Source organism: Nocardioides marinquilinus (genome assembly GCF_039543705.1).
Lineage (GTDB): Bacteria > Actinomycetota > Actinomycetes > Propionibacteriales > Nocardioidaceae > Nocardioides > Nocardioides marinquilinus.
In genome coordinates, this window is the sequence record NZ_BAABKG010000002.1 from 1,044,014 (window position 1) to 1,066,515 (window position 22,502).

Sequence of the window (22,502 nt, forward strand, 5' to 3'; positions counted from 1 at the left end):
TAGTGCCCGGCCGTGGCCCGCGGCCGACGCGCTCCGCCACGCCACTACGCTGGCTGTCGTGAGCCACTTCGACGTCATCGTCCTCGGCGCCGGCCCCGGTGGGTACGTCGCCGCCATCCGCGCCGCCCAGCTCGGCAAGTCGGTCGCGGTCGTCGAGGAGAAGTACTGGGGCGGGGTGTGCCTCAACGTGGGCTGCATCCCCTCCAAGGCGCTGCTGCGCAACGCCGAGATCAGCCACATCATCACGCACGAGAAGAAGACGTTCGGCATCGAGGGCGACGCCACGATGGCCTACGCGCCGACCCACCAGCGCAGCCGCAAGGTGGCCGAGGCCAGCGCCAAGGGCGTGCACTACCTGATGAAGAAGAACAAGATCACCGAGCTCGACGGGTGGGGCACCCTCACCGGCGCCGACGGCGGCAAGCAGGGCGTCGACGTCAAGGACGGGGCCGGCGAGACGACGTCCCACACCTGCGACGACCTCATCATCGGCACCGGCGCCAAGGTCCGGCTGCTGCCGGGTCTCGAGCTCAGCGAGAACGTCGTCACCTACGAGGAGCAGATCCTCGACGAGCAGCTGCCGAGCTCGATCATCATCGGTGGCTCGGGCGCCATCGGCGTCGAGTTCGCCTACGTGATGAAGAACTTCGGCGTCGACGTGACGATCGTGGAGTTCCTCGACCGCATGGTGCCCACCGAGGACGCCGACGTCTCGAAGGAGCTGCTCAAGCAGTACAAGAAGCTCGGCGTGAAGGTGCTGCTCTCGACCAAGGTCGAGAAGGTGGACGACACCGGCTCCGGTGTGACGGTCACCGTCTCGCCCGCCGACGGCGGCGACTCCCAGACCCTCGAGGCCGACAAGTTCCTCGCCGCGTTCGGCTTCGCACCGCGGCTGGAGGGCTACGGCCTCGACTCGGTCGGCGTCGAGCTGACCGACCGCGGTGCCATCGCCGTCGACGGCCGCGGCCGGACGTCGGTCGAGCACGTCTACGCGATCGGCGACGTCACCGGCAAGCTGATGCTCGCCCACACCGCCGAGGCCATGGGCGTCGTCGCGGCCGAGACCATCGCCGACGCCGAGACCATGGAGATCAACTTCGACATGATCCCGCGGGCCACGTTCTGCCAGCCCCAGATCGCCTCCTTCGGCTACTCCGAGGAGCAGGCCAAGGAGAAGGGCTACGACGTCAAGGTCGCGCAGTTCCCGTTCTCGGCCAACGGCAAGGCCCGCGGCATGGCCGAGGGCGTCGGGTTCGTCAAGATCGTCGCCGACGCCGAGCACAACGAGATCGTCGGCGCCCACCTCATCGGCCCCGAGGTCACCGAGCTGCTCCCCGCCCTCACCCTCGCCCAGCAGTGGGACCTCACCGCCGACGAGGTCGCCCGCAACATCTTCGCCCACCCCACGCTCTCCGAGGCCATGAAGGAGGCCGTCGAGGGCATCGCGGGCCACATGATCAACCTCTGACGACCCCGCGGCTCGACAGCCGCCGCGAACCCAGCCCCGCACGGACCCTGAGCCCGTCGGAGGGACGTCGTGCGCGAACGTCTGCGTGGACGGCCGGTGGTTTCGACGACGCTCGCTGGGGCTCGCTGCTCAACCACCGGACTCGGCCTGGCGGTGGTCGAGGTGCGAGGCCGGCCACGGCCGAGCCTCGAGACCTCGGGACGTCAACGCGAACGCGACCCCACGGACCCTGAGCCCGTCGAAGGGACGTCGTGCGCGAACGTCTGCGTGGACGGCCGGTGGTTTCGACGACGCTCGCTGGGGCTCGCTGCTCAACCACCGGAGTCGGCCTGACGGTGGTCGAGGTGCGAGGCCGGCCACGGCCGAGCCTCGAGGACCCCGGGAGGTCACCGTGAACGCGACCCCACGGACCCTGAGCTTGTCGAAGGGCCCCAACGCACGCCGATAGCCCCGCCGAGGCGGGGTGTAGGGCGGTCAGGGTCGTCGGCGTCGGTCGACGGTGAAGGTGCGTCCGGTGGGACTGGTCCACTCGTAGAGCCCGGGTTCGAGCATGCGGTAGCGCCAGCGGCTGTGGGTCTTGGCGCGGTGGTGCCGTCGGCACAGCGGCGCGAGGTTGGCGGTGGACGTCGGTCCGCCGCACTCGTACGGGTGGATGTGGTCGAGGTCGACCCGCCGTCTGGTGCAGCGCGGGAAGACGCAGTGACGGTCGCGGAGCATGACGTGCTCGGCGACGGTGGGGCTGGGCCGGTAGGCGTCGCTCGCCGTCTCGGTGTTGAGGTCCACGACGGGTCGCACGGTGACCTTCGTCGCGGCTGCCCCGCACCACTCCTTGATCTGCTCGATGAGCACGGGGGTCTGGGTGTTATCGAGGGTCGCGACATCGCTGCCGTCGAGGTGCGCGTACAGCGTGACCCCACGTCCCGACCCGGTCTCGGTGTTGAGGTCGAGGGCGAGCTGCGCGCGGGCCATCTCTCCCAGGGCCTGGGAGCGGCGGACGTCGAGGGTCTCGGTCGAGCCGAGGTCGGCGAGCTGCTGCGCGCCGGCGCGGACGGCGGCTTCGAGGTCGATCGCGTCGGTGACGTCGAGGGTGGCGGCGATCTCGACGGTGCCGTTGATCGGGACGTCGAGCCCGTTGAGTCGGATGTCGACGCCGCGACGTTCGGCTGCGTCCTGACGTCGTCGTTCGGCCTCGGCGGGGTCGAACCGGGCGATGGCGGCGGCGGTGGTCCGTTCGATCTGGGCCAGCGAGAGGTCGTGGGCGAACGGCGCCAGGGCCTGGTCGACGAACGCGGCGCCGACCTTGCTCAGGATCACGGTGTGCTCGGCGACCCGGAACGCCCGCCAGACCGGAACCTCGCCACCAATGACCCGAGCGAACAAGCGCGGGAGTCGGTGCCGCAGCTCGAGGGCGTGGCCGAGGTAGCGCAGTCCGGAGTCGGTGGAGACGCCCATGACGGCTGCGAGGTCGAGCGCGGCCCATTCGTGGACGACCGGTGCGCCGGGGCCGGCTACCTCGAGCCCCGGCTCGGCCAGGGCGTCGGTGATGTAGTCGGCGTCCTGCAACTCGTTCTCGGCCGCCCAGGCGAGCACGGCGCGGAGCTTGGCGACGTCCACCCGGGCTTGTTCGGCCACCACGGACTCGACCGCGTCGAGCAGCGGGTCGCTGCTGAGGCGGGGTGTCTGGGTGGTGGTCGGCATAGGCCGATTCTATCGCTGACCACTGACAACCGCTGAGGTGTTCGATGGCCTGTGGAGATCGCTGGGGTGCCCTTCGACAGGCTCAGGGTCCGTGGGGTCTGGCTGGGCTGTGAAGGCCGGTGGTTTCGACGACGCTCGCTGGGGCTCGCTGCTCAACCACCGGAGTCGGCCTGGCGGTGGTCGAGGTGCGAGGCCGGCCACGGCCGAGCCTCGAGACCTCGCACGGTCAACGCGAACGTCCCCGTACGGACCCTGAGCTTGCCGAAGGGACGTCGCGCCCGAACGTCTGCGTGGTGGGCCGGTGGTTTCGACGACGCTCGCCGAGGGCTCGCTGCTCAACCACCGGCAGACCGGGCCCGCGACGGGCTCAGGGTCCGTGGGGTCGGGTTGGGCTGGGTGGGCCGGTGGTTTCGACGACGCGCGCTGCTCAACCACCGGTGTGACCCTTCGACAAGCTCAGGGTCCGTGTGGTCGGGGTGGGATCGGTGGGCCGGCGGTCTCGAGGCTCGTCGCCGGGGCTCCTCGCACCTCGACCATCGTGGGGGGCGGACCTGCACGGTGGTCGAGGTGCGAGGCCGGCCACGGCCGAGCCTCGAGACCGCGCGAGGTGGAGGCGAACGTTCGCATCGACGGCCGGAGGTCCCGACCTCGCCGCTCGACCACCGGCAGCCGGTGCGCTAGCGGCCGGGGCGGTGCTGGGGCCAGCGGGCGGGGTCGTCCTCGAGCTCGGCGCGGTCCCAGTGGGCGAGGTCGGCGGCGGCGCCGTAGGTGGCGTGCAGGAACCGCGAGACGACGGCGTCCGGGTCGGCGGCGTCGGCGGCGGCCTCGTAGGGGAGCAGGTACTGCCGCAGCTGGTCGCTGTAGAACGCGCCGTCGGGCAGGTCGGCGGCCTGGGCGAACCCGTCGGGCTCGGGGTAGGCGTAGGAGTAGAACGCGCCCTCCTCGCCGCCACCGGGCCAGAACCCGCAGCTGCTGAGCTCGCGCGAGTAGCCCTCGACCATCACCCAGTCGCCGCAGTTCGGGGCGCCGCCGGGGTGCTCGGGCGCGCGGCGTCCGGAGAACCGCGTGCAGGCCAGGTCGAGCGCACCCCAGAAGAAGTGCACCGGGCTGACCTTGCCGACGAAGTGCGAGCGGAACTCACCGATCACTCGGTCGGCCCGCACCAGCTGCTGCCAGAACAGGTGCGCCGCCTCGGGGTCGTAGGTGGTGTGGACGTCGTCCTGGTCGAACGGGATCGCCGGGTCGACCTCGTTGGGGCGCGGGTCGATGCGGGTCTCGACGCCGACGTCGGCCAGCGCCGCCATCGTCTCGGCGTAGAAGTCCGCCACCGGCCGGGACGACAGCGCCACCTCGCGCCGCTCGCCGGCGCTGGTGCGCAGGGCGAGCCGGTGGTCGACGAGGTCGAGCTCGAGGTCGAGCACCCCGGAGCCGTGCGGCACCGGGCCGGTCGTGAGGCCGCGCGGGCTCACGTAGAGCGTCACCTGCCACCAGTGGTTGGTCAGCGGGGCGTGCGCCATCCGCACCTTGCCGACCACCTGGGTCCACATGTGCAGGGTGTCGCGGGTCTCGGTCCAGGAGTCGACGCGCAGCCGCGGCCACGCCGACGCCGCCCCCGACGCGGACGCCATCACTGCCCGCCCCGGGCCGGCGCGTTGTAGAGCACGTCGACGTACTCGCGGTGCCGCTTGAGCCAGCCGATGATGAACGGGCACGTCACCAGAGCCTTGAGCTCTCGCGCTCGGACGTCGTCCAGCGCGGCGCGGGCGAGGACGCTGCCGATGCCGCGGCCCTCGAAGGCGGGGTCGACCTCGGTGTGGCTGAGCACCACGACCTGGCCGGCGTCCTGGTAGTCGATGAAGCCAGCGACGGCGCCGGCGCCGTCCCGGGCCTCGTAGCGGTGCTGGTCGCGGTCGGGGGTCACGGAGACGTCGGCGGCGGGGTCGGTCACGGGGGGCCCTTCGATGGGGGGACGGGTCGCCCCGATCGTGTCAGTGATGACTTGAGCATTCAAGTGATCCGGCGCGCGGGCGGCTGAGTAGGGTGCGCGCGTGCCGGACGAGCCCTGGCTGAGCGCCGAGGAGATGGCGACCTGGCGTGCCCTCGACAGCCTGCTGAACCGGCTGCCCGCCGCCCTGGAACGGCAGCTCGAGCGCGACGCCGACCTCAGCCTGATGGAGTACTACGTGCTCGCCGGGCTGTCGGACCAGCCCGGCCACGCCGTGCGCATCAGCCGTCTCGCCGAGCTCGCCCACTGCGAGCTGTCGCGGCTCTCGCACCTGATCAGCCGGCTGCAGCGGCGCGGGCTGGTGCGCCGCGAGCCAGACCCCGAGGACGGCCGGTTCACCCTCGCCGTCCTCAGCAAGGCGGGCCACCGCCACCTCGAGGACGCCGCACCCGACCACGTCGCGCACGTGCGGCGCGTCGTCCTCGACCCGCTCGACGACGCCGAGCAGCAGGCGCTGCGCCGCGCCGTCGAGAAGGTGGTCGCCCGGCTCGACGAGCTGGGCGACTGACCGCCCGGCCCACGCCGCACCACCACGCCGCACCGCCCCGCCGCGCCCGCACCCCGGCTGCGAGACTGGCCGCATGAGCGATCGGGTGGTCATCCTCGGCGGCGGACCGGGCGGGTACGAGGCGGCGCTCGTCGCCTCCCAGCTCGGGGCCGACGTCACCGTCGTCGACTCCCACGGCATCGGCGGCTCGGCCGTGCTCACCGACTGCGTGCCCAGCAAGACCCTCATCGCGACCGCCGAGGTGATGACCGAGGTCTCCGAGGCCGGCGAGCTCGGCCTCACCTTCCACGACCACGAGGGTGACGTCGCGACCGCGATCGACGTCGACCTCGGCCGCGTCAACGAGCGCGTGAAGCGGCTCGCGGCCGACCAGTCCGCCGACATCCGCGCCCGCCTCGACGAGGCCGGCGTGCGGATGATCGAGGCGCGCGGCACCCTCGCCGCCGCCGACCGGGTGGTCGCCCACGGCGCCGACGGCGAGGAGGAGCTCGAGGCGGACGCCGTGCTCGTCGCCACCGGTGCCGCGCCCCGCACGCTGCCGAGCGCGCAGCCCGACGGCGAGCGCATCCTGACCTGGGAGCAGGTCTACGACCTGACCGAGATCCCCACCTCGCTGGTGGTGGTCGGCTCCGGCGTCACCGGCGCCGAGTTCGCCAGCGCCTACCTCGCCCTCGGCATCCCGGTCACCCTCGTCTCCTCCCGCGACCGCGTGCTGCCCGGCGAGGACGCCGACGCCTCGCAGGTGCTCGAGGAGGTCTCGACCCGCCGCGGCATGACCGTGCTCGCGCGCTCGCGCATGGAGTCGGTGACCCGCGACGGCGACGTCGTCACGGTCACCCTCACCGACGGCCGCACCGTCGAGGCCAGCCACTGCATCCTCGCCCTCGGCTCGGTGCCCAACACCGCCGACCTCGGGCTCGAGGAGGCCGGCGTCCGCCTCGACGACGGCGCCTTCGTCGAGGTCGACCGGGTCTCGCGGACCTCGGCCCGCGGCGTCTACGCCGCCGGCGACTGCACCGGCGTCCTGATGCTCGCCAGCGTGGCCGCCATGCAGGGTCGCATCGCGATGTGGCACTTCCTCGGCGACACCGTGCACCCGCTCGACCTCAAGAAGGTCTCGAGCAACGTCTTCACCGCCCCCGAGATCGCCACCGTCGGCTGGTCGCAGCAGGCCGTGGACGCCGGCGACATCCAGGTCGAGAGCGTCATGCTGCCCCTCGCCGGCAACGCCCGCGCCAAGATGCAGGGCGTGCGCGACGGGTTCGTGAAGCTGTTCAGCCGCCCCGGCACGGGCATCGTCGTCGGCGGCGTGGTCGTCGGCCCCCGCGCCAGCGAGCTCATCCACCCCGTCTCGATCGCCGTCGCCGAGTCGCTCACCGCCGACCAGCTCGCCCAGGCCTTCACCGTCTACCCCTCGGTCAGCGGCTCCGTCGCCGAGGCCGCCCGTCGCCTGCACCGCTTCTGATCGGTCGCTCCGCGCCGGGCGGTGCCGAGCGCGAGGTAGTCCCGGACGTTTGGGGGGTCAGAAGGCCGTTCTGACCCCCCAAACGTCCGGGACTATCGCCGCTGGCGCGTCAGGGGAGGACGGCGAGCAGGTCGCGCATCCGGGCGATCTCGGCGTTCTGGGTGACCACGACGTCGGTGGCCATCTCGGTGACGCGCACGTCCTCGCCCGAGCCGAGGTGGTCCTCGGCCATCCGGACGGCGCCCTGGTGGTGCTGCACCATGTCCTCGAGGAAGCGCCGGTCGAAGGCGGGGCCGCTGGTCTGCGCGAGGTCGTCGACCTGCTCGGTGGTGAGCATGCCCGGCATGCCCATCTCGGTCATGTGCTCGACGCCCTCGACGGTGGGCTCGGGCAGGCCGTGGTCGACCAGCCAGGTCGCCATGACGATGATCTCGCGGCCCTGACCGGCGTCGATCGACTCGGCCAGGCGCCGGACGCGGGGGTCACGGGCGCGGGTCGCGGCCAGCTCGGCGAGGTCGAGCGCCTGGCTGTGGTGCGCGACCATCATCGACAGGTAGGTCGCGTCGGCGGCGTTCCAGTCGGCGTCCTCGGGCGGCTCGGGCACCGGCTCCATCCCGGGCATGGCGGCGCCGTCGCTCGCGCCGTGCACCGGGTGATCGGCGGATCCGTCGACCACGGGTGGCGCGGACCCGGCCGCATCCTGCGTAGTCTGCTCGCCAGCGCACCCCGAGACCAGCACCGCGCCCAGCGTCGTCAGCACCACCGTGGCGGCGGCCACGGCCCGGCGTCCTCGGATCAGTCGCATCCCTTCCACCCTAGGCGACCCTCTCGGGAGGTCTCGTGAAGAAGCTCCTCACCACCGCCGGTGCCCTCGTGCTCGCGGTGGGGCTCGCGGCCGTCGCGCCGGCGACCGCCGACCCCGTCAGCTCGGCCGGCACCCAGCAGGCCGACCCCGACGACCCGACCATCGAGGAGCGCCCGGTGCTGCCGGGCCAGCGCATCGCGCGCCTCGAGCCGGCGGTGCCCGAGGTGCGCAGCGGCGAGGTCGACCGCAGCAAGGTCATGCGGCAGATCGCCCGGGTGCCGCTCGCCGGCTCCTTCGCCCAGGACGGCGCGTTCGGCACCGACCTGGCCTTCCGCGGCGACTACGCCTTCGTCGGCAACTACCTCGGCTTCGCCGTCTACGACATCGGCAACCCGGCGAAGCCGCAGCGCGTGGCGCAGGTGGAGTGCCCGGGCTCGCAGAACGACATCTCGCTCTACAAGGGCCTGCTCGTGCTGTCGGTCGACTCGCTGCGCAGCAACAGCACGTGCGACAACGAGGCCGCCACCGCGCCGCTGCCGGGCACCTGGGAGGGCATCCGGGTCTTCGACATCAGCAACCCGCGCAAGCCGCGGTTCGTGAAGTCGGTGCTCACCGCGTGCGGCTCGCACACCCACACGCTGGCGCCCAGCCGCGACGGTCGCGACCTGTTCGTCTACGTCTCCTCCTACGGCCCGAGCCCGGCACTGCCGAACTGCCAGCCGCCGCACGACCGGATCAGCATCGTCAAGATCCCCGTCGCGAACCCCGGCCAGGCGAAGGTGACCGCGCGGCCGGTGCTCTTCCCCGGCGGCGGCGTCGACGGCGACGACTACAGCAGCGACACCTCCGGCTGCCACGACATCACCGCCTACCCGGCCAAGAACCTCGCGGCCGGCGCCTGCATGGGCGACGGCATCCTCATGGACATCACCAAGCGCTCCGCGCCGCGCGTCATCAGCCGCGTGCGCGACACCCGCAACTTCGCCTTCTGGCACTCCGCGACGTTCAACAACGCCGGCACCAAGGTCGTCTTCACCGACGAGCTGGGCGGTGGCGGCGGCGCCGAGTGCAACAACGACGTCGGTCCCAATCGCGGCGCCGACGGCGTCTACGACATCGTCAAGCGGCGCCTGGTCTTCCGCAGCTACTTCAAGATCCCGCGGGTGCAGTCCGACACCGAGAACTGCGTGGCCCACAACGGCTCGCTGGTGCCGGTCGAGGGTCGCGACATCATGGTGCAGGCCTGGTACCAGGGCGGGACGTCGGTCTGGGACTTCACCGACTCGCGCAACCCGCGCGAGCTCGCCCACTTCGACCGCGGCGCGATCAGCGACGACGAGCTCGTGCTCGGCGGCTCGTGGTCGTCGTACTGGTACAACGGCCACATCTACTCCAGCGACATCACCCGCGGCCTTGAGGTCTTCGAGGTGAGCGGGCTCCGCTGGGCCGGCGAGGCGGCGAAGGTGCGGATGTCGCTCTTCAACGCCCAGAGCCAGCCGTCCTACAACGGCTGAGCGGAGGCGTCAGCGGTGCGACGACGACGGACGATCGCGGTGGCGGCCGCCCTGCTGGGGCTGGTCGCCACCGCGGCACCGGCGGGCGCCCCGGCGTCCGCCGCCGAGCGCCCGGCGCCGCGACCGGCCGGCGTCACCGTGGTCGGCAGCGGCTACGGGCACGGCCACGGGATGTCGCAGTGGGGCGCCCAGGGTGCCGCGCAGCGCGGGCTCGGCACCCAGGCCATCCTGCGCTTCTACTACCCGACGCTGAAGCCGGGGAGGGCCACCGGCAACGTCTCGGTGCTGATCAGCGGCGACACCAGCCCGGACCTCGTCGTCCTCGACCGGCCCGGGCTGCGGGTCACCGCCCTGCGCGGTGGCCGCACCACCCGGCTCGACCGGCCGACCGCCGCCCGACGCTGGCGGCTGACGCCCGTCTCGGGCGGCGACGCCACGCTGCTGGAGTGGCGCGGCGCGACCGGCGGCTGGAAGCGCTCGCGCACCCTGCCCGGGGAGGCGCAGTTCGGGGCCGGGGGCGCGCCGATCACGCTGGTGACGCCCGTCGCGCGGCGCGCCTACCGCGGCGTCCTGCGCTCGGCGCGGCCAACGGCGTCGTCCCGCACCCGCGACACGGTCAACGTGCTGCCGCTCGAGAGCTACCTCAAGGGCGTGGTCCCGCGCGAGGTCTACACCTCGTGGCACCCGGCGGCGCTGCGGGCGCAGGCCGTCGCGGCGCGCACCTACGCCGCCTTCGACCGCCGCGACGCCAACGCCCGGCACTACCAGATCTGCGACACCACGCAGTGCCAGGTCTACGGCGGCGCCACCGACGAGGTCGCCAGCACCAACCGGGCCATCGACCAGACCCGCCACGACGTGCTGACCTACCGCGGGCAGCCGGCGTTCACGCAGTTCTCGGCCAGCAACGGCGGCCAGATGGCGGCGGGCTCGCAGCCCTACCTGGTGGCCAGGAAGGACCCCTACGACACGGCCTACCGCGACTGGCGCGACCCCGTCACCGCGGGCGAGATCGAGCGCGCGCTGCCGGCCATCGGCTCGTTCCGCTCTGTGCGGGTCGTCGCCCGCGACGGCAAGGGCGCGTACGGCGGCCGCGTCGTCCGTGTCCGCGTCGTCGGCTCCCGCACCTCCACCGTGCTCTCCGGCGACGACTTCCGCTCGTTCTTCGGCCTCCGCTCGACGCTGTTCAGGATCGGCTGACGCTGACCCGTCTCCTACAAGCGACGGGTCAGCGGACGACGGCCACCAGGTCGCCGCCCTCGACGGCCTGGGTGCCGGAGAGGGCGACCCGCTCGACGGTGCCGGCGAAGGGCGCGGTGATGGCGGCCTCCATCTTCATGGCCTCGATGGTCGCCAGCGTCTGGCCGGCCTCGACGGCGTCGCCCTCGGCCACGGCGAGCGTGACGACGCCCTGGTAGGGCGCGGCGACCTGGCCCGGCTTGGCGGGGTCGGCCTTCTCGGCGGCGACGACGTCGGCCGAGGCGGCGCGGTCGCGCACCGAGACCGGGCGCAGCTGCCCGTTGATGGTGGTCATCACGGTGCGGAAGCCGCGCTCGTCGGGGTCGCTGATGGCCTGGACGCCGAGCAGCAGCGTCACGCCCGCCTCGAGCTGCACCTCGTGCTCCTCGCCGAACCGCAGGCCGTAGAGGTAGTCGAGCGTGGGCAGCACCGAGACGTCGCCGTAGGTCTCGCGCACCTCGTCGAACTCGCGCGTCGGGCCGGGGAACAGCAACTGGTTCAGCGTGCGGCGCCGGCTGGTCGAGCCGCCGGCGAGGCCGGCCTCCTGCTCGTCGGTGAGCTCCTCGGACGGCGGCGTCCAGGTGCGTCCCTCGAGGGCCTTGGAGCGGAACGGCTCGGGCCAGCCGCCCGGCGGGTCGCCGAGCTCGCCGTGCAGGAAGCCGATGACCGACTCCGGGATGTCGAAGCGCGCCGGGTCGTCGGCGAACTCGGCCGGGTCGGCGCCGATGCCGACGAGCGAGAGGGCGAGGTCGCCGACGACCTTCGACGACGGCGTCACCTTCACGACGTTGCCGAGGATGTCGTTGGCTGCGGCGTACATGTCCTCGATGGCCTCGAACTTCTCGCCGAGCCCGAGGGCGACGGCCTGCTGGCGCAGGTTCGAGAGCTGACCGCCGGGGATCTCGTGGCGGTAGACGCGACCGGTGGGCGAGGCCAGGCCCGACTCGAACGGCGCGTAGACCCGACGCACGGCCTCCCAGTAGGGCTCCAGCGCGTTGACGGCGCCCAGGGACAGCCCGGTCTCGCGCTCGGCGTGGTCGGTGGCCGAGACCAGCGCCGAGAGCGGCGGCTGCGACGTCGTCCCGGCCATCGAGGCGGTGGCGGCGTCGACGGCGTCGACCCCGGCGTCGATCGCGGCCAGCAGGGTGGCCAGCTGCCCGCCGGGGGTGTCGTGGGTGTGCAGGTGCACCGGCAGGTCGAAGCGCTCGCGCAGCGCGGTGACGAGGGTGCGGGCGGCCGGGGCGCGCAGCAGGCCGGCCATGTCCTTGATGGCGAGCACGTGGGCGCCGGCGTCGACGATGCGCTCGGCCAGCCGCAGGTAGTAGTCGAGCGTGTAGAGCTTCTCGTCGGGGCTCGACAGGTCGCCGGTGTAGCACAGGCACACCTCGGCGACGGTGGTGCCGGTGGCCCGCACCGCCTCGATGGCCGGGCGCATCTGCTCGACGTCGTTGAGGGCGTCGAAGATGCGGAAGACGTCGAGGCCGGTGTCGGCGGCCTCCTGCACGAACGCCTCGGTGACGGCGGTCGGGTAGGGCGTGTAGCCGACGGTGTTGCGCCCGCGCAGCAGCATCTGCAGGCAGAGGTTGGGCACGGCCTGGCGCAGCGAGGCGAGCCGCTCCCACGGGTCCTCGCCGAGGAAGCGCAGGGCGACGTCGTACGTCGCGCCGCCCCAGGCCTCGAGCGACCACAGCTCGGGCGTCGTGCGGGCCACGTGGCCGGCCACCGCGAGCAGGTCGCGGGTGCGCACGCGGGTGGCGAGCAGCGACTGGTGGGCGTCGCGGAACGTGGTGTCGGTGACCGCCACCTGCTTCTGCGCACGCAGCCGGCGGGCGAACTCCTCGGGGCCCACCTCGAGCAGCAGCTGCCGGCTGCCGTCGGGCGCCGGCACGTCGAGGCTGACGTCGGGCAGCTTGGCAACGGGGTCGACGCGCACCGGCGCGGAGCCGTGCGGCTGGTTGACCGTGACGTCGGCCAGGTAGGTGAGCAGCTTGGTGCCGCGGTCGCCCGAGCTGCGGGCGTTGAGCAGCTGCGGGTGGGTCTCGATGAACGAGGTGGTCACGCCGCCGGCGATGAAGTCGGGGTCGTCGAGCAGCGCCTGCAGGAACGGGATGTTGGTGGAGACGCCGCGGATGCGGAACTCCGCGACGGCGCGCCGGGCCTTGGCCACCGCGATGTCGAAGGTGCGGCCGCGGCAGGTGAGCTTGGCCAGCATCGAGTCGAAGTGCGCCGAGACCTCGGCGCCGGTGTAGACGGTGCCGCCGTCGAGGCGGATGCCGCCGCCGCCGGGGGAGCGGTAGGTGGTGATGCGGCCGGTGTCGGGGCGGAAGTTGTTGGCGGGGTCCTCGGTGGTGATGCGGCACTGCAGCGCGGCGCCGCGCAGCGTGACCGTCTCCTGCGACAGCCCGAGGTCGGCCAGCGTCTCGCCCGAGGCGATGCGCAGCTGCGACTGCACGAGGTCGACGTCGGTGACCTCCTCGGTGACCGTGTGCTCGACCTGGATGCGCGGGTTCATCTCGATGAACCGGTACTCGCCGTCGGCGCCGAGCAGGAACTCGACGGTGCCGGCGTTGCGGTAGCCGATCTCGCGGGCGAAGCGGACGGCGTCCGCGCAGATGCGCTCGCGCAGCTCGGGGTCGAGCCCGGGCGCGGGGGCGATCTCGACCACCTTCTGGTGGCGGCGCTGCACCGAGCAGTCGCGCTCGAAGAGGTGCATGGTCTCGCCGGTGCCGTCGGCCAGGATCTGCACCTCGATGTGGCGCGGCTCGACGACCGCCTCCTCGATGAAGACCGTCGGGTCGCCGAAGGCGCCGTCGGCCTCGCGCATGCAGGTCTCGACGGCCTCGCGCAGGGCGGCGTTGTCGGGGCCGCGGTCGTCGACGCGGCGCATGCCGCGACCACCGCCGCCGGCCACGGCCTTGACGAACAGCGGGCCCGAGAGCTGCTCGGCGGCCGCGACGAGCGTGTCGACGTCGGTGCCGGGGTCGACCCCGCGCAACGTGGGGACGCCGGCCGCGCGGGCGGCCGCGATGGCACGCGCCTTGTTGCCGGTCAGCTCGAGCACCGAGGCGGTCGGGCCCACGAACGTGATGCCGGCGTTGGCGCAGGCCTCGGCCAGCGCCGGGTTCTCCGACAGGAAGCCGTAGCCGGGGTAGACGGCGTCCGCGCCGGCCCGCACCGCGACCTCGACGATCGCCTCGGGGTCGAGGTAGGCGCGCACCGGGTGCCCCCGCTCGCCGATCTCGTAGGCCTCGTCGGCCTTGAGGCGGTGCTCCGACCACCGGTCCTCGTAGGGGAAGACCGCGACCGTGCGCGCCCCCAGCTCGTAGGCGGCGCGGAACGCCCGGATCGCGATCTCGCCGCGGTTGGCCACCAGCACCTTGCTGAACATGGGCGAAAACCTAGTGGGGACGGCGCGCGCCGCCGCGCGGGTCTCAGCCCGCGCCACGGCTCACGGGTGGGCGAGGAACTGCGAGACCAGGCCCGGGATGGCCTCGTCGGCCACGCGCACCGCCTCCTCGGTGGGCACGTCGAGCACCCCGACCGCGCCGCTGCCGCCCGCCGTGGTGGCGACGAGCGTGGTGAGGCCGGCCCGGCGCTGGAACCAGGTCGAGCGCAGCGTGAAGCCGATGACGTGGCCGACGTCGAGCATCTGGCGGCTGCGGTTCAGGCTGCCCGAGCGGGCGACGAGGTGCCCGGCGACGAGTGCGTGCCCGAGGCCCCGCACCCGGTCGGCGGCGAGTGCGGCGGCCGCGAGCAGCACCAGCGCGGCGGGCACGAGCAGCCACCACGGCCCACCCGCGGCCGCGACGGCGACGAGCACCGCCGCGACGACCGCGGCCGGCACCAGGGCCCGCACCCACCGGCGGGTCGCGGCGCGGCGTCCGTGCCCGACGAGGGGGGCCTCCACCGGGGCGGGGTCGCCCAGCAGCCGGGCGGCGACCCGGGGCGCGACGTCGGCGGGCGACGGCGGCACGAGCGTGGCGGCCCCCATCTGGTTGCGGTCGATGCCGGTCACGATGGCCTGCAGGTGGCGGCCGCCGGCCACGCGCAGCGCGAGCGGCTCGCCGAGCGCGACGCCGGCCAGCCGCTCCTCGTCGATGCTGGTCTCGCGGGTGGTCAGCAGCCCACGGGCGACGTGCCACGACCCGTGCTCGCGGCTGAGCCGGAACCCCCCGTTGGCCACCAGGAAGCCGACCACCGACAGCGCGAGGACGACGAGCAGCACCACGACGCCACCCACGACGAGCCCGACGGTCGAGGCCGCAGGCACGTCGTCGCGGTCGAGGCGCTGCCACACGTCGAAGGCGTCGAGCAGCTGCGCCCCACCACCGAGGACGGCGAGCGCGACGACCAGACCGGTGCCGGTGAAGGGGGCGAACCGCAGCCAGGCGGGGTCGAAGGTGACCAGCGGCGGGACGGGCGGGGGCGCCGTCCAGGGGCCGCCGGCGGTGGGCACGCCGGGCACGCCGGGTGCCGGGCCCTCGGGGTGCCCGGGCGCGTCGGCGACGGCCGAGGCGCGCAGCAGGTCGCCGCGCAGGGCGCGGGCGCGGTCGTGCGGCAGGCCGTCGAGGTCGAGCCCCTCGCCGTCCGACTGCTGCTGCCCGGTGCCGATGCGCAGCGTGGTCAGCCCGAGCACGCGCTGCACCAGCGACGAGGTGAGGTCGACGGTGCGCACGCGGTCGATCGGCGTCGAGCTGACGCGCCGGCTCAGCAGCCCGCGGCGCAGCTCGACGCGGCCGTCGGCGACGCGGAACCGGGTGGTCAGGTAGCGCCCGATGCCGAGGGCCACGGGGACCGCGACGCCGAGCAGCTGCCAGGGCGCGCCACCGGACGCCGTCCCGGCGACGGCGAGGCCGATCAGCACCGGCAGGAACCTCACGACCTCGCGGATCGGGTGCACCAGCAGCATGCGCGGGTCGAGCCGCTGCCACTCGACCTCGTGCACCTGCGTCTCGTGGGTCGCGGGGGAGGGCGGTGCGGGCGGGACGTCGCTCACGTGGCGTCGCCCTCGACGGCGTCGGCCTGGCGGGTGAGGTCGTCGACGAGCCGCCGGGCGACGTGCTTGTCGAGCCCGTCGATGCTCAGGGCGCCCGCGGCCGAGGCGGTGGTGACGGTGACGCTCGCGAGCCCGAACAGCCGGGCGACCGGTCCCTCGGCGTAGTCGACGGTCTGCACCCGGCTCATCGGTGCGATGCGCCGCTCGCGCGCCCACCACCCGGTCTGGGTGTAGACCGCGGTCTCGGTGGCCTCCCACCGGTGCACCGCGTAGCGCCACTGGGGCACGACCGCCACCCACGCCAGGACGACGGCCGCGAGCAGGGCGAGCCACCAGGCCGAGACGCCCCACACCAGGACGACGACGAGCAGCACCGCCAGCAGGAACAGCCCCTCGACCGTCGCGCCGAGCAGCCACATCACCCGGGCGCGGGGGCTGACGCGGTGGGCCGGGTCGCGCAGGGCCGGCGTGCCCCGGCCCGGCTCGGGGACGGTCGGCAGCGCGGGCGGTGGGACGGGGGAGGCCACCCGGTCAGGCTCTCATCACGCCCCAGCCGGGCGGCGGAGTCGTCAGGCGAGCGCGGCGACGGCGTCGGTGATCAGGTGCCAGAACCGGTCGACGTCCAGCTCGAGGGCCACCGTGGCGTTGGGCTCGCGGCCGAGCGTGCCGTTCAGGTCGACGCTCGTGGCGCCGCGGGTCTCGGTGCCGGCCAGCTCGACGTCGATGCGCGCGCGGGCCGTGGTGGCCACGGCGGGATCGGCCACGAGCGCGACGGTGATCGGGTCGTGCAGCGGGCCGTCGGGCATCTGCTGGGCGGTCTCGTAGGCGTGGGAGAAGTAGTCGAGCAGCTCGGCGCCGAACCGGCCGGTGCGGGTGCCGGTGGCGGCGACCCGCTCGCGCACCGGGCGGGTGGCGAGCGCCTGGTGGGAGATGTTGAGCCCCACCATCGTGACGTCGAGGCCGCTGCGCAGCACGACGTCCACGGCCTCGGGGTCGGTCCAGGCGTTGAACTCGGCGTACGGCGTGGTGTTGCCGCGCCCGGTCGAGCCGCCCATCCACACCAGCCGCGCGACGCGCTCGAGCAGCTCGGGGCGCTCGCGCACCAGCAGGGCCACGTTGGTCAGCGGCCCGGTGGCGATCCAGGTGACCGGCTCGTCGGCGCCGAGGAGCACGTCGGCGGTGAGCTCGGCGGCCGGGCGGGGGTCGAGCGGCACGGTGGGCTCGGGCAGCTCGGGTCCGCCGAGGGCGTCGTGGCCGTGGATGTCGACCGCCGGGCGCAGCGGACCGGCCAGCGGCCCCTCGGCGCCCGCGGCGACCGGCACGTCGGCGATGCCGGCCACGGTGCACGCGATCAGGGCGTTGCGGGTGGTGTGCTCGAGCAGCCCGTTGCCGGCCACGGTGGTCACGGCGCGCAGGTCGATCGCGGGGTGCGCGGCGGCGAGCCAGATCGCGAAGACGTCGTCGTGCCCGGGGTCGCAGTCGAGGACGACGGGCACGGGCTGGTCGGGGGCGCTGGATCCGGTCATCGGGTCGGACTCTAGAGCCCTCAGGCGACCACCCGCGGCGGTGAGGACGACCTCGTGGCCGGCCGCGGAGGGTGGAGGCATGACGACCACGCCGATCGACCCGCCCGAGCCCGACGAGACCGACCAGCCCGACGTCGTCCCGAGCCTCGACCCCGACCAGCCGATGGCCGACCCGCAGACCCACCCCGCCCCCGACCCGGAGTGATGTCGGCCTCGCGAGCAGCCGGGGCCACCTGCTCGGGTGGGGCCACGCGGTGCTGCGCACCACCACCCTGAGCCCACGGCAGTCGACGCACGGGCGGCGACGCCGGGTGAGAGGAGCAACGAGATGAAGTTCGTGCTGCTGGTGATCGCGATCGTGGTGATCGCGTTCCTGCTCTACAAGTTCGTGCTCTCCGGACGCCGACGCGTCTGACCCCTCCGACCCGGTCGGAGCGCTCCCGACCGGGTCGTGGCCCCCGGGCCCGCGTGGGCCCGTGCCGGATCAGTCCTTGATCTCGCAGACCACGGCGCCGTTGGTGACGGTCGCGCCCACCTCGGCCTGCAGGCCGGTCACGGTGCCGGCCTTGTGGGCCTTGAGCGGCTGCTCCATCTTCATGGCCTCGATGACCACGACGGTGTCGCCCTCGGCGACCTGCTGGCCCTCCTCGACAACCACCTTGACCACGGTGCCCTGCATCGGGCTGGTGACGGCATCGCCGGACGCCGCCGCGCCGCTCTTCTTGCCGGCCGACCGCTTCGGCTTGGCCGGGCCGCCCGCCGCCGCGCCGCCCGCGGCCAGGCCGCCGAGCCCGGCCGGCAGCGAGACCTCGAGGCGCTTGCCACCGACCTCGACGACGACGCTCTGCCGCTCGGCGGCCTCGCCGGCCTCGGCCGAGGTGCCCGCGTAGGGCTCGATGCGGTTGTCGAAGTCGGTCTCGATCCACTGCGTGTAGACCGCGAAGTCGCCGTCGGCGGCCACGAAGGCGGGGTCGCGCACGACCGCGCGGTGGAACGGGACGACGGTGGGCATGCCGTCGACGACGAACTCGTCGAGGGCGCGTCGCGAGCGCTCGAGCGCCTGGGTGCGGTCGCGGCCGGTGACGATGAGCTTGGCGATCAGCGAGTCGAACGCGCCGGGGATGGTCTCGCCGTTCTCGTAGCCGCCATCGATGCGGACGCCGGGGCCCTGCGGCGGGCTCCACGCCGAGAGGGTGCCGGGCGCCGGCATGAAGCCGCGGCCGCCGTCCTCGGCGTTGATGCGGTACTCGATGGAGTGGCCGCGGATCTCGGGGTCGTCGTAGCCGAGCTCCTCGCCGGCGGCGATGCGGAACATCTCGCGCACCAGGTCGAGGCCGGTGACCTCCTCGGAGACGCAGTGCTCGACCTGCAGCCGGGTGTTGACCTCGAGGAAGGAGATCGTGCCGTCCTGGGCGACGAGGAACTCGCAGGTGCCGGCGCCGACGTACTCCGCCTCGCGCAGGATCGCCTTCGAGCTCTCGTAGAGCCGGCTCACCTGGTCGTCGGTGAGGAACGGCGCGGGCGCCTCCTCGACCAGCTTCTGGTTGCGCCGCTGCAGCGAGCAGTCGCGGGTCGAGACGACGACGACGTTGCCGTGCTGGTCGGCCAGGCACTGGGTCTCGACGTGGCGCGGCTGGTCGAGGAACTTCTCGACCAGGCACTCGCCGCGGCCGAAGGCGCTGACGGCCTCGCGGACGGCGGACTCGAACGCGTCGGGGATCTCCTCCATCGTGCGCGCGACCTTCAGGCCGCGGCCGCCGCCGCCGTAGACCGCCTTGATGGCGACCGGCAGGCCGTTCTCCTCGGCGAACGCCCTCACCTCGTCGGCGTCGGCGACGGGGTCCTTGGTGCCGGGGGCGAGCGGGGCGTTCGCCCGCTCGGCGATGTGCTTGGCCTTGGCCTTGTCGCCGAGGGCGTCGATGGCCACCGGCGGCGGACCGATCCAGGTGAGCCCGGCGTCGATGACGGCCTGCGCGAACTCGGCGTTCTCGGCGAGGAAGCCGTAGCCGGGGTGCACCGAGTCGGCGCCCGACTCCTGCGCGACGGCCACGATCTTGGCGATGTCGAGGTAGGAGTCGGCCGGCGTCGAGCCGCCGAGCGAGTAGGCCTCGTCGGCGACGCGGACGTGCATGGCGTCGCGGTCGGGCTCGGCGTAGACCGCCACGCTGCCGATGCCGGCGTCCTTGCAGGCGCGGACGACGCGCACGGCGATCTCGCCTCGGTTGGCGACCAGGACCTTCTGCAGCGGCTTCACGTCGGGCACGGCGGGCAGGCTACCGCTCTGTGGCCGCGTGCCAGGTCGGCGATCCGCCTTCTATGCTCGGGGCGTGGGCGGACTGGTCGAGTACACCCAGGAACGCAAGGGCTTCTGGCGCGAGCCGGAGGGCACGCCGACCTCGGAGGTGCACGCGCTGGAGGCGTGGGTGCCGGTGGCGCACGAGCTCCTGGGGGAGGCGGCCGAGCAGTACCACGGCCACCTGAGCCCCGAGGAGTTCGGCCAGCGGCTGCAGCTGCGCAGCGGCGTGCACACCACGCGGCCGCCCGAGAAGTGGCTCGACAAGGTGCTGGCGCCGGTCGCCGCCTGGTGCGAGCGCTCCGACCAGCCGCCGCTGACCTCGCTGGTCGTCCTCGACCCGCGCCACGACGACATCCACGCCGCGCGGCTGCGGCTGGAGTGCTACCGGTGGGCGGGCTCGGCCCCCGAGGACGGCGGCGTCCCGGCCCCGCTGACCCCCGCCCGCGCCCCGCGCGCCCGCGCGGCGTCCCGCCCCTCCCGCGTGCCCGGCGCCCCCCGCACCGAGAGCACCCCCCGCCCCACCCGCACCCCCCGCGTCGCGGCGAGCGACAAGCCCGTCAACGTCTGCCCCACCTGCTTCATGGCCCTCCCCGCCACCGGCGTCTGCGACAACTGCGACTGAGCGTGCTCGGCCCCGGTGGTTGAGCAGCGAGGAACGAGCGTCGTCGAAACCACCGGACGTGCGCGGGGACGTGGGCGGGCTCGGTCTGCTCGACCACCGGTGGTGGACGGCGACTCCGGTGGTTGAGCAGCGAGGAACGAGCGTCGTCGAAACCACCGGACGTGCGCGGGGACGTGGGCGCTTGGCTTGCTCGACCACCGGTGGTGGACGGCGACTCCGGTGGTTGAGCAGCGAGGAACGAGCGTCGTCAAAACCACCGGGCGTGCACGGGGACGTTCGCGTGGAGGTCCCGGCGTCTCGACGACGGCCTCGCGTAGCCGCTCGGCCTGCTCGGCCACCGGTGGTGGACGGCGACTCCGGTGGTTGAGCAGCGAGGAACGAGCGTCGTCGAAACCACCGGCCCCGCAAGGCCACGTCCGCGTCGGCCTCAGGTCTCCTCGCCCGGAGGCTCGGGCTCCTCGGCCGCGGACGCATCGTCATCCAGCAGCGGTCGACGGTTGTGTCCGCGCGCCAGCGCCGGCAGCAGCTCGAAGCGCCCCTCGATCAGCGCCTCACGCTTCGCGCGGCCCCATCCCTGGATCTGCGTCTCGTACAGGAACGCGTCCTCGATCCGTTCGTAGGACGCCGACCAGACGAGCTCGACCGGACGGCGTCGGGCTGGGCGCGTGTAGGTCGAGCCGAGCCCCTCGTCGTGCTCCCACAGTCGGCGCTCGAGGTCGGTGGTGCTGCCGACGTAGTAGCTGTCGTCGGCGCATCGGAGGATGTAGGTCCAGGGCATGCGAGGAGCGGTGCCCGAGGCTGCCGGGCGCCGAACCAGCCCGTTGCCGGCCTGTGGACAGGGGTCGCGTTCGCGTCGACGTTCCGGGGTCTCGACGACGGCCTCGCGTGGCCGCTCGGCCTGCTCGACCACCGGTGACGGACGGGGACTCCGGTGGTTGAGCAGCGAGCCCTCGGCGAGCGTCGTCGAAACCGCCGGACGTGCGCGGGGACGTTCGCGTCGACGTCCCGGGGTCTCGACGACGGCCTCGCGTAGCCGCTCGGCCTGCTCGACCACCGGGGACTCCGGTGGTTGAGCAGCGAGCCCTCGGCGAGCGTCGTCGAAACCGCCGGACGTGCGCGGGGACGTTCGCGTCGACGTCCCGGGGTCTCGACGACGGCCTCGCGTAGCCGCTCGGCCTGCTCGACCACCGGGCACTCCGGTGGTTGAGCAGCGAGCCCTCGGCGAGCGTCGTCGAAACCACCGGCCCTCCACCGGGACGCGGTGGGGTGGGTCAGTACGACGGGGTGGGGCGGAGGGCGGAGGCGCGGTCGCACACGCCGCCCGAGCAGCGCACGAGCGCCATCTGCTTGCGGCCGGCGGCCTCGACGACGAAGTCGGAGTCGTTCTCCCACTGGACGCCGCCGAACCAGCCGGCGACCTCGTAGCGGGCGAACAGGCGGCCGCGGGTGGCGCGCTCCCACAGCGTGTTCGGGCCGAGGCCGTCGGCGAGGATGCCGACGGTGACCATGCGGCGGCCCTGCGGCGAGAACGAGTCGACCCGCTCGTCGCACGAGCGCCACAGCACGGTGCCCGGCCTGCTCAGCCGGAGCACGCGGGTGCAGCCGCCCTCGTAGGGGTCGCCGGTGTAGACGGCCAGGCGGTCACCGGCGAAGTCGACGTCGTAGCCCCGCAGTGGGCTGATGCGGCGGCTGGCGCCGGCGGGCACGTTCCACGTGCGGGTGCCGATGTCGTCGCCGCCGAGCACGAGACGCCCGCCGTCCATGCCGAGGACGTCGACGTAGCCGGTGAAGACGGTGCCGTCGACGAGCTTGCCGGTGCGGGCCGAGCGCACGTCGACCACGGTCTTCCGCCGGGTCGTGAACTGGTTGTAGACCAGGTGCGCGCCGTCGTCGGAGAGCAGCAGCGACTCGGGGAAGGCGCCGCGCAGCAGGGTCCTCGCCGGCCGGCCGGGAGCCACGCGCTGCGTCGTCCAGCGGCCGTCGATGCGCGAGACGACGACGTACGCCGAGCCCGAGCGCCCGAGCAGCACGGGCCTGCGGCCCTCGACCTGCACCCGCCGGTCGCCGTCGACGACGGTACGGCCCGACATCCGCGGCACCTGGGCGTCGGGTCCACGGTCGAGCTTCGCCGGCTTGATCTCGAGCACACGGCTCGGTGCGGACGGCGCAGCCTGGCTCGCACCCGCCGGTACGAGCGCGAGGGCGAGGGTGGAGGCGGCGGCCGCGGCGGCGAGGCCTCGCAGGAGTCGGTGCATCGGGGGTCCTCTCGGGAAGGGGAAGCGCCGGCCGAGAGCCGGCGACACCCGGGAGACGCACGCCGGAACTGATTGGTTGCAGCCGAGCCGCCCGCCGTACGCTCG

Annotated in this window: 19 protein-coding genes; 8 read left to right on the forward strand and 11 right to left on the reverse strand. The window is 73.6% G+C overall.

Going from position 1 to position 22,502, the window contains the following annotated elements; translation table 11 throughout:
• The first annotated feature begins 58 nt into the window (after positions 1 to 58).
• A complete protein-coding gene (gene lpdA / locus ABEA04_RS10940; RefSeq protein WP_425577007.1) occupies positions 59 to 1,468 on the forward strand; it encodes a dihydrolipoyl dehydrogenase in 1,410 nt (469 codons plus the stop codon).
• A 474-nt stretch (positions 1,469 to 1,942) separates the two neighbouring features.
• Here the strand turns inward: lpdA and ABEA04_RS10945 are convergent, their stop codons facing one another.
• The 3 genes from ABEA04_RS10945 to ABEA04_RS10955 all read right to left on the reverse strand — a co-directional run bounded on the left by ABEA04_RS10945 (position 1,943) and on the right by ABEA04_RS10955 (position 5,114).
• Positions 1,943 to 3,166, reverse strand: a complete 1,224-nt coding sequence (locus ABEA04_RS10945) for an HNH endonuclease signature motif containing protein (RefSeq protein WP_345458188.1) — start codon at positions 3,164 to 3,166, stop codon at positions 1,943 to 1,945.
• Between the two features lie 677 nt (positions 3,167 to 3,843).
• Complete coding sequence (locus ABEA04_RS10950) at positions 3,844 to 4,794, reverse strand: DUF5996 family protein (protein ID WP_345458189.1); 951 nt, start codon at positions 4,792 to 4,794, stop codon at positions 3,844 to 3,846.
• A complete protein-coding gene (locus tag ABEA04_RS10955; RefSeq protein ID WP_345458190.1) occupies positions 4,794 to 5,114 on the reverse strand; it encodes a GNAT family N-acetyltransferase in 321 nt (106 codons plus the stop codon). The genes ABEA04_RS10950 and ABEA04_RS10955 overlap by 1 nt, the downstream gene beginning before the upstream one ends.
• A 100-nt stretch (positions 5,115 to 5,214) precedes the next feature.
• Here ABEA04_RS10955 and ABEA04_RS10960 point away from each other — a divergent pair, with 100 nt between their 5' ends.
• Entirely contained in the window at positions 5,215 to 5,679 is a 465-nt protein-coding gene (locus ABEA04_RS10960; protein WP_345458192.1) for a MarR family winged helix-turn-helix transcriptional regulator, read from the forward strand.
• A 73-nt stretch (positions 5,680 to 5,752) separates the two neighbouring features.
• Complete coding sequence (locus ABEA04_RS10965; protein ID WP_345458194.1) at positions 5,753 to 7,144, forward strand: NAD(P)H-quinone dehydrogenase; 1,392 nt, start codon at positions 5,753 to 5,755, stop codon at positions 7,142 to 7,144.
• Between the two features lie 109 nt (positions 7,145 to 7,253).
• Here ABEA04_RS10965 and ABEA04_RS10970 read toward each other — a convergent pair whose 3' ends face one another.
• Positions 7,254 to 7,949 carry a DUF305 domain-containing protein gene (locus ABEA04_RS10970; RefSeq protein WP_345458196.1) on the reverse strand — a complete coding sequence of 232 codons (696 nt, stop codon included), beginning with the start codon at positions 7,947 to 7,949 and terminating at the stop codon, positions 7,254 to 7,256.
• Between the two features lie 35 nt (positions 7,950 to 7,984).
• Here ABEA04_RS10970 and ABEA04_RS10975 point away from each other — a divergent pair, with 35 nt between their 5' ends.
• On the forward strand, positions 7,985 to 9,463 hold the full coding sequence (locus tag ABEA04_RS10975) for an LVIVD repeat-containing protein (RefSeq protein WP_345458198.1): 1,479 nt from the start codon (positions 7,985 to 7,987) through the stop codon (positions 9,461 to 9,463).
• A gap of 15 nt (positions 9,464 to 9,478) precedes the next feature.
• A complete protein-coding gene (locus ABEA04_RS10980; protein WP_345458199.1) occupies positions 9,479 to 10,663 on the forward strand; it encodes a SpoIID/LytB domain-containing protein in 1,185 nt (394 codons plus the stop codon).
• Between the two features lie 28 nt (positions 10,664 to 10,691).
• On the opposite strand, the gene ABEA04_RS10985 is transcribed toward ABEA04_RS10980, so the two are convergent.
• Genes ABEA04_RS10985 through ABEA04_RS11000 form a run of 4 tightly spaced genes read right to left on the reverse strand, consistent with a single transcriptional unit; the run spans position 10,692 to position 17,224 of the window.
• Positions 10,692 to 14,090 carry a pyruvate carboxylase gene (locus tag ABEA04_RS10985; RefSeq protein WP_345458201.1) on the reverse strand — a complete coding sequence of 1,133 codons (3,399 nt, stop codon included), beginning with the start codon at positions 14,088 to 14,090 and terminating at the stop codon, positions 10,692 to 10,694.
• A 60-nt stretch (positions 14,091 to 14,150) separates the two neighbouring features.
• Positions 14,151 to 15,698 (reverse strand): PH domain-containing protein, encoded by a 1,548-nt coding sequence (locus tag ABEA04_RS10990; RefSeq protein ID WP_345458203.1) that lies wholly within the window; start codon positions 15,696 to 15,698, stop codon positions 14,151 to 14,153.
• Entirely contained in the window at positions 15,695 to 16,225 is a 531-nt protein-coding gene (locus tag ABEA04_RS10995) for a PH domain-containing protein (RefSeq protein ID WP_345458205.1), read from the reverse strand. Before ABEA04_RS10995 ends, ABEA04_RS10990 begins: the two co-directional genes overlap by 4 nt.
• 42 nt (positions 16,226 to 16,267) lie before the next feature.
• Complete coding sequence (locus tag ABEA04_RS11000; protein ID WP_345458206.1) at positions 16,268 to 17,224, reverse strand: nucleoside hydrolase; 957 nt, start codon at positions 17,222 to 17,224, stop codon at positions 16,268 to 16,270.
• Between the two features lie 79 nt (positions 17,225 to 17,303).
• Here ABEA04_RS11000 and ABEA04_RS11005 point away from each other — a divergent pair, with 79 nt between their 5' ends.
• Together ABEA04_RS11005 and ABEA04_RS11010 are read left to right on the forward strand one after the other, a co-directional pair.
• Complete coding sequence (locus tag ABEA04_RS11005) at positions 17,304 to 17,429, forward strand: hypothetical protein (protein ID WP_345458207.1); 126 nt, start codon at positions 17,304 to 17,306, stop codon at positions 17,427 to 17,429.
• Positions 17,430 to 17,465: 36 nt separating this feature from the next.
• The gene (locus ABEA04_RS11010) at positions 17,466 to 17,639 is read left to right on the forward strand and encodes a hypothetical protein (protein ID WP_345458209.1); all 174 of its coding nucleotides are present in this window, start codon (positions 17,466 to 17,468) and stop codon (positions 17,637 to 17,639) included.
• A gap of 69 nt (positions 17,640 to 17,708) precedes the next feature.
• Here ABEA04_RS11010 and ABEA04_RS11015 read toward each other — a convergent pair whose 3' ends face one another.
• A complete protein-coding gene (locus ABEA04_RS11015) occupies positions 17,709 to 19,487 on the reverse strand; it encodes an acetyl/propionyl/methylcrotonyl-CoA carboxylase subunit alpha (protein ID WP_345458211.1) in 1,779 nt (592 codons plus the stop codon).
• A 64-nt stretch (positions 19,488 to 19,551) separates the two neighbouring features.
• On the opposite strand from ABEA04_RS11015, the gene ABEA04_RS11020 reads away from it, so the two are divergent.
• Positions 19,552 to 20,142 (forward strand): hypothetical protein, encoded by a 591-nt coding sequence (locus ABEA04_RS11020; protein ID WP_345458213.1) that lies wholly within the window; start codon positions 19,552 to 19,554, stop codon positions 20,140 to 20,142.
• Positions 20,143 to 20,569: 427 nt separating this feature from the next.
• Here the strand turns inward: ABEA04_RS11020 and ABEA04_RS11025 are convergent, their stop codons facing one another.
• Both ABEA04_RS11025 and ABEA04_RS11030 read right to left on the reverse strand, forming a co-directional pair.
• The gene (locus ABEA04_RS11025; protein ID WP_345458215.1) at positions 20,570 to 21,196 is read right to left on the reverse strand and encodes a GIY-YIG nuclease family protein; all 627 of its coding nucleotides are present in this window, start codon (positions 21,194 to 21,196) and stop codon (positions 20,570 to 20,572) included.
• A 217-nt stretch (positions 21,197 to 21,413) separates the two neighbouring features.
• On the reverse strand, positions 21,414 to 22,397 hold the full coding sequence (locus ABEA04_RS11030; protein ID WP_345458217.1) for a hypothetical protein: 984 nt from the start codon (positions 22,395 to 22,397) through the stop codon (positions 21,414 to 21,416).
• Positions 22,398 to 22,502 lie beyond the last annotated feature (105 nt).

Coding starts and splice junctions, on each gene's coding strand:
- ABEA04_RS10945 (WP_345458188.1), bottom strand. CDS start 3,166: ATGCCGACCACCACCCAGACACCCCGCCTCAGCAGCGACCCGCTGCTC.
- ABEA04_RS10950 (WP_345458189.1), bottom strand. CDS start 4,794: ATGGCGTCCGCGTCGGGGGCGGCGTCGGCGTGGCCGCGGCTGCGCGTC.
- ABEA04_RS10965 (WP_345458194.1), top strand. CDS start 5,753: ATGAGCGATCGGGTGGTCATCCTCGGCGGCGGACCGGGCGGGTACGAG.
- ABEA04_RS10970 (WP_345458196.1), bottom strand. CDS start 7,949: ATGCGACTGATCCGAGGACGCCGGGCCGTGGCCGCCGCCACGGTGGTG.
- ABEA04_RS10985 (WP_345458201.1), bottom strand. CDS start 14,090: ATGTTCAGCAAGGTGCTGGTGGCCAACCGCGGCGAGATCGCGATCCGG.
- ABEA04_RS11000 (WP_345458206.1), bottom strand. CDS start 17,224: ATGACCGGATCCAGCGCCCCCGACCAGCCCGTGCCCGTCGTCCTCGAC.
- ABEA04_RS11005 (WP_345458207.1), top strand. CDS start 17,304: ATGACGACCACGCCGATCGACCCGCCCGAGCCCGACGAGACCGACCAG.
- ABEA04_RS11030 (WP_345458217.1), bottom strand. CDS start 22,397: ATGCACCGACTCCTGCGAGGCCTCGCCGCCGCGGCCGCCGCCTCCACC.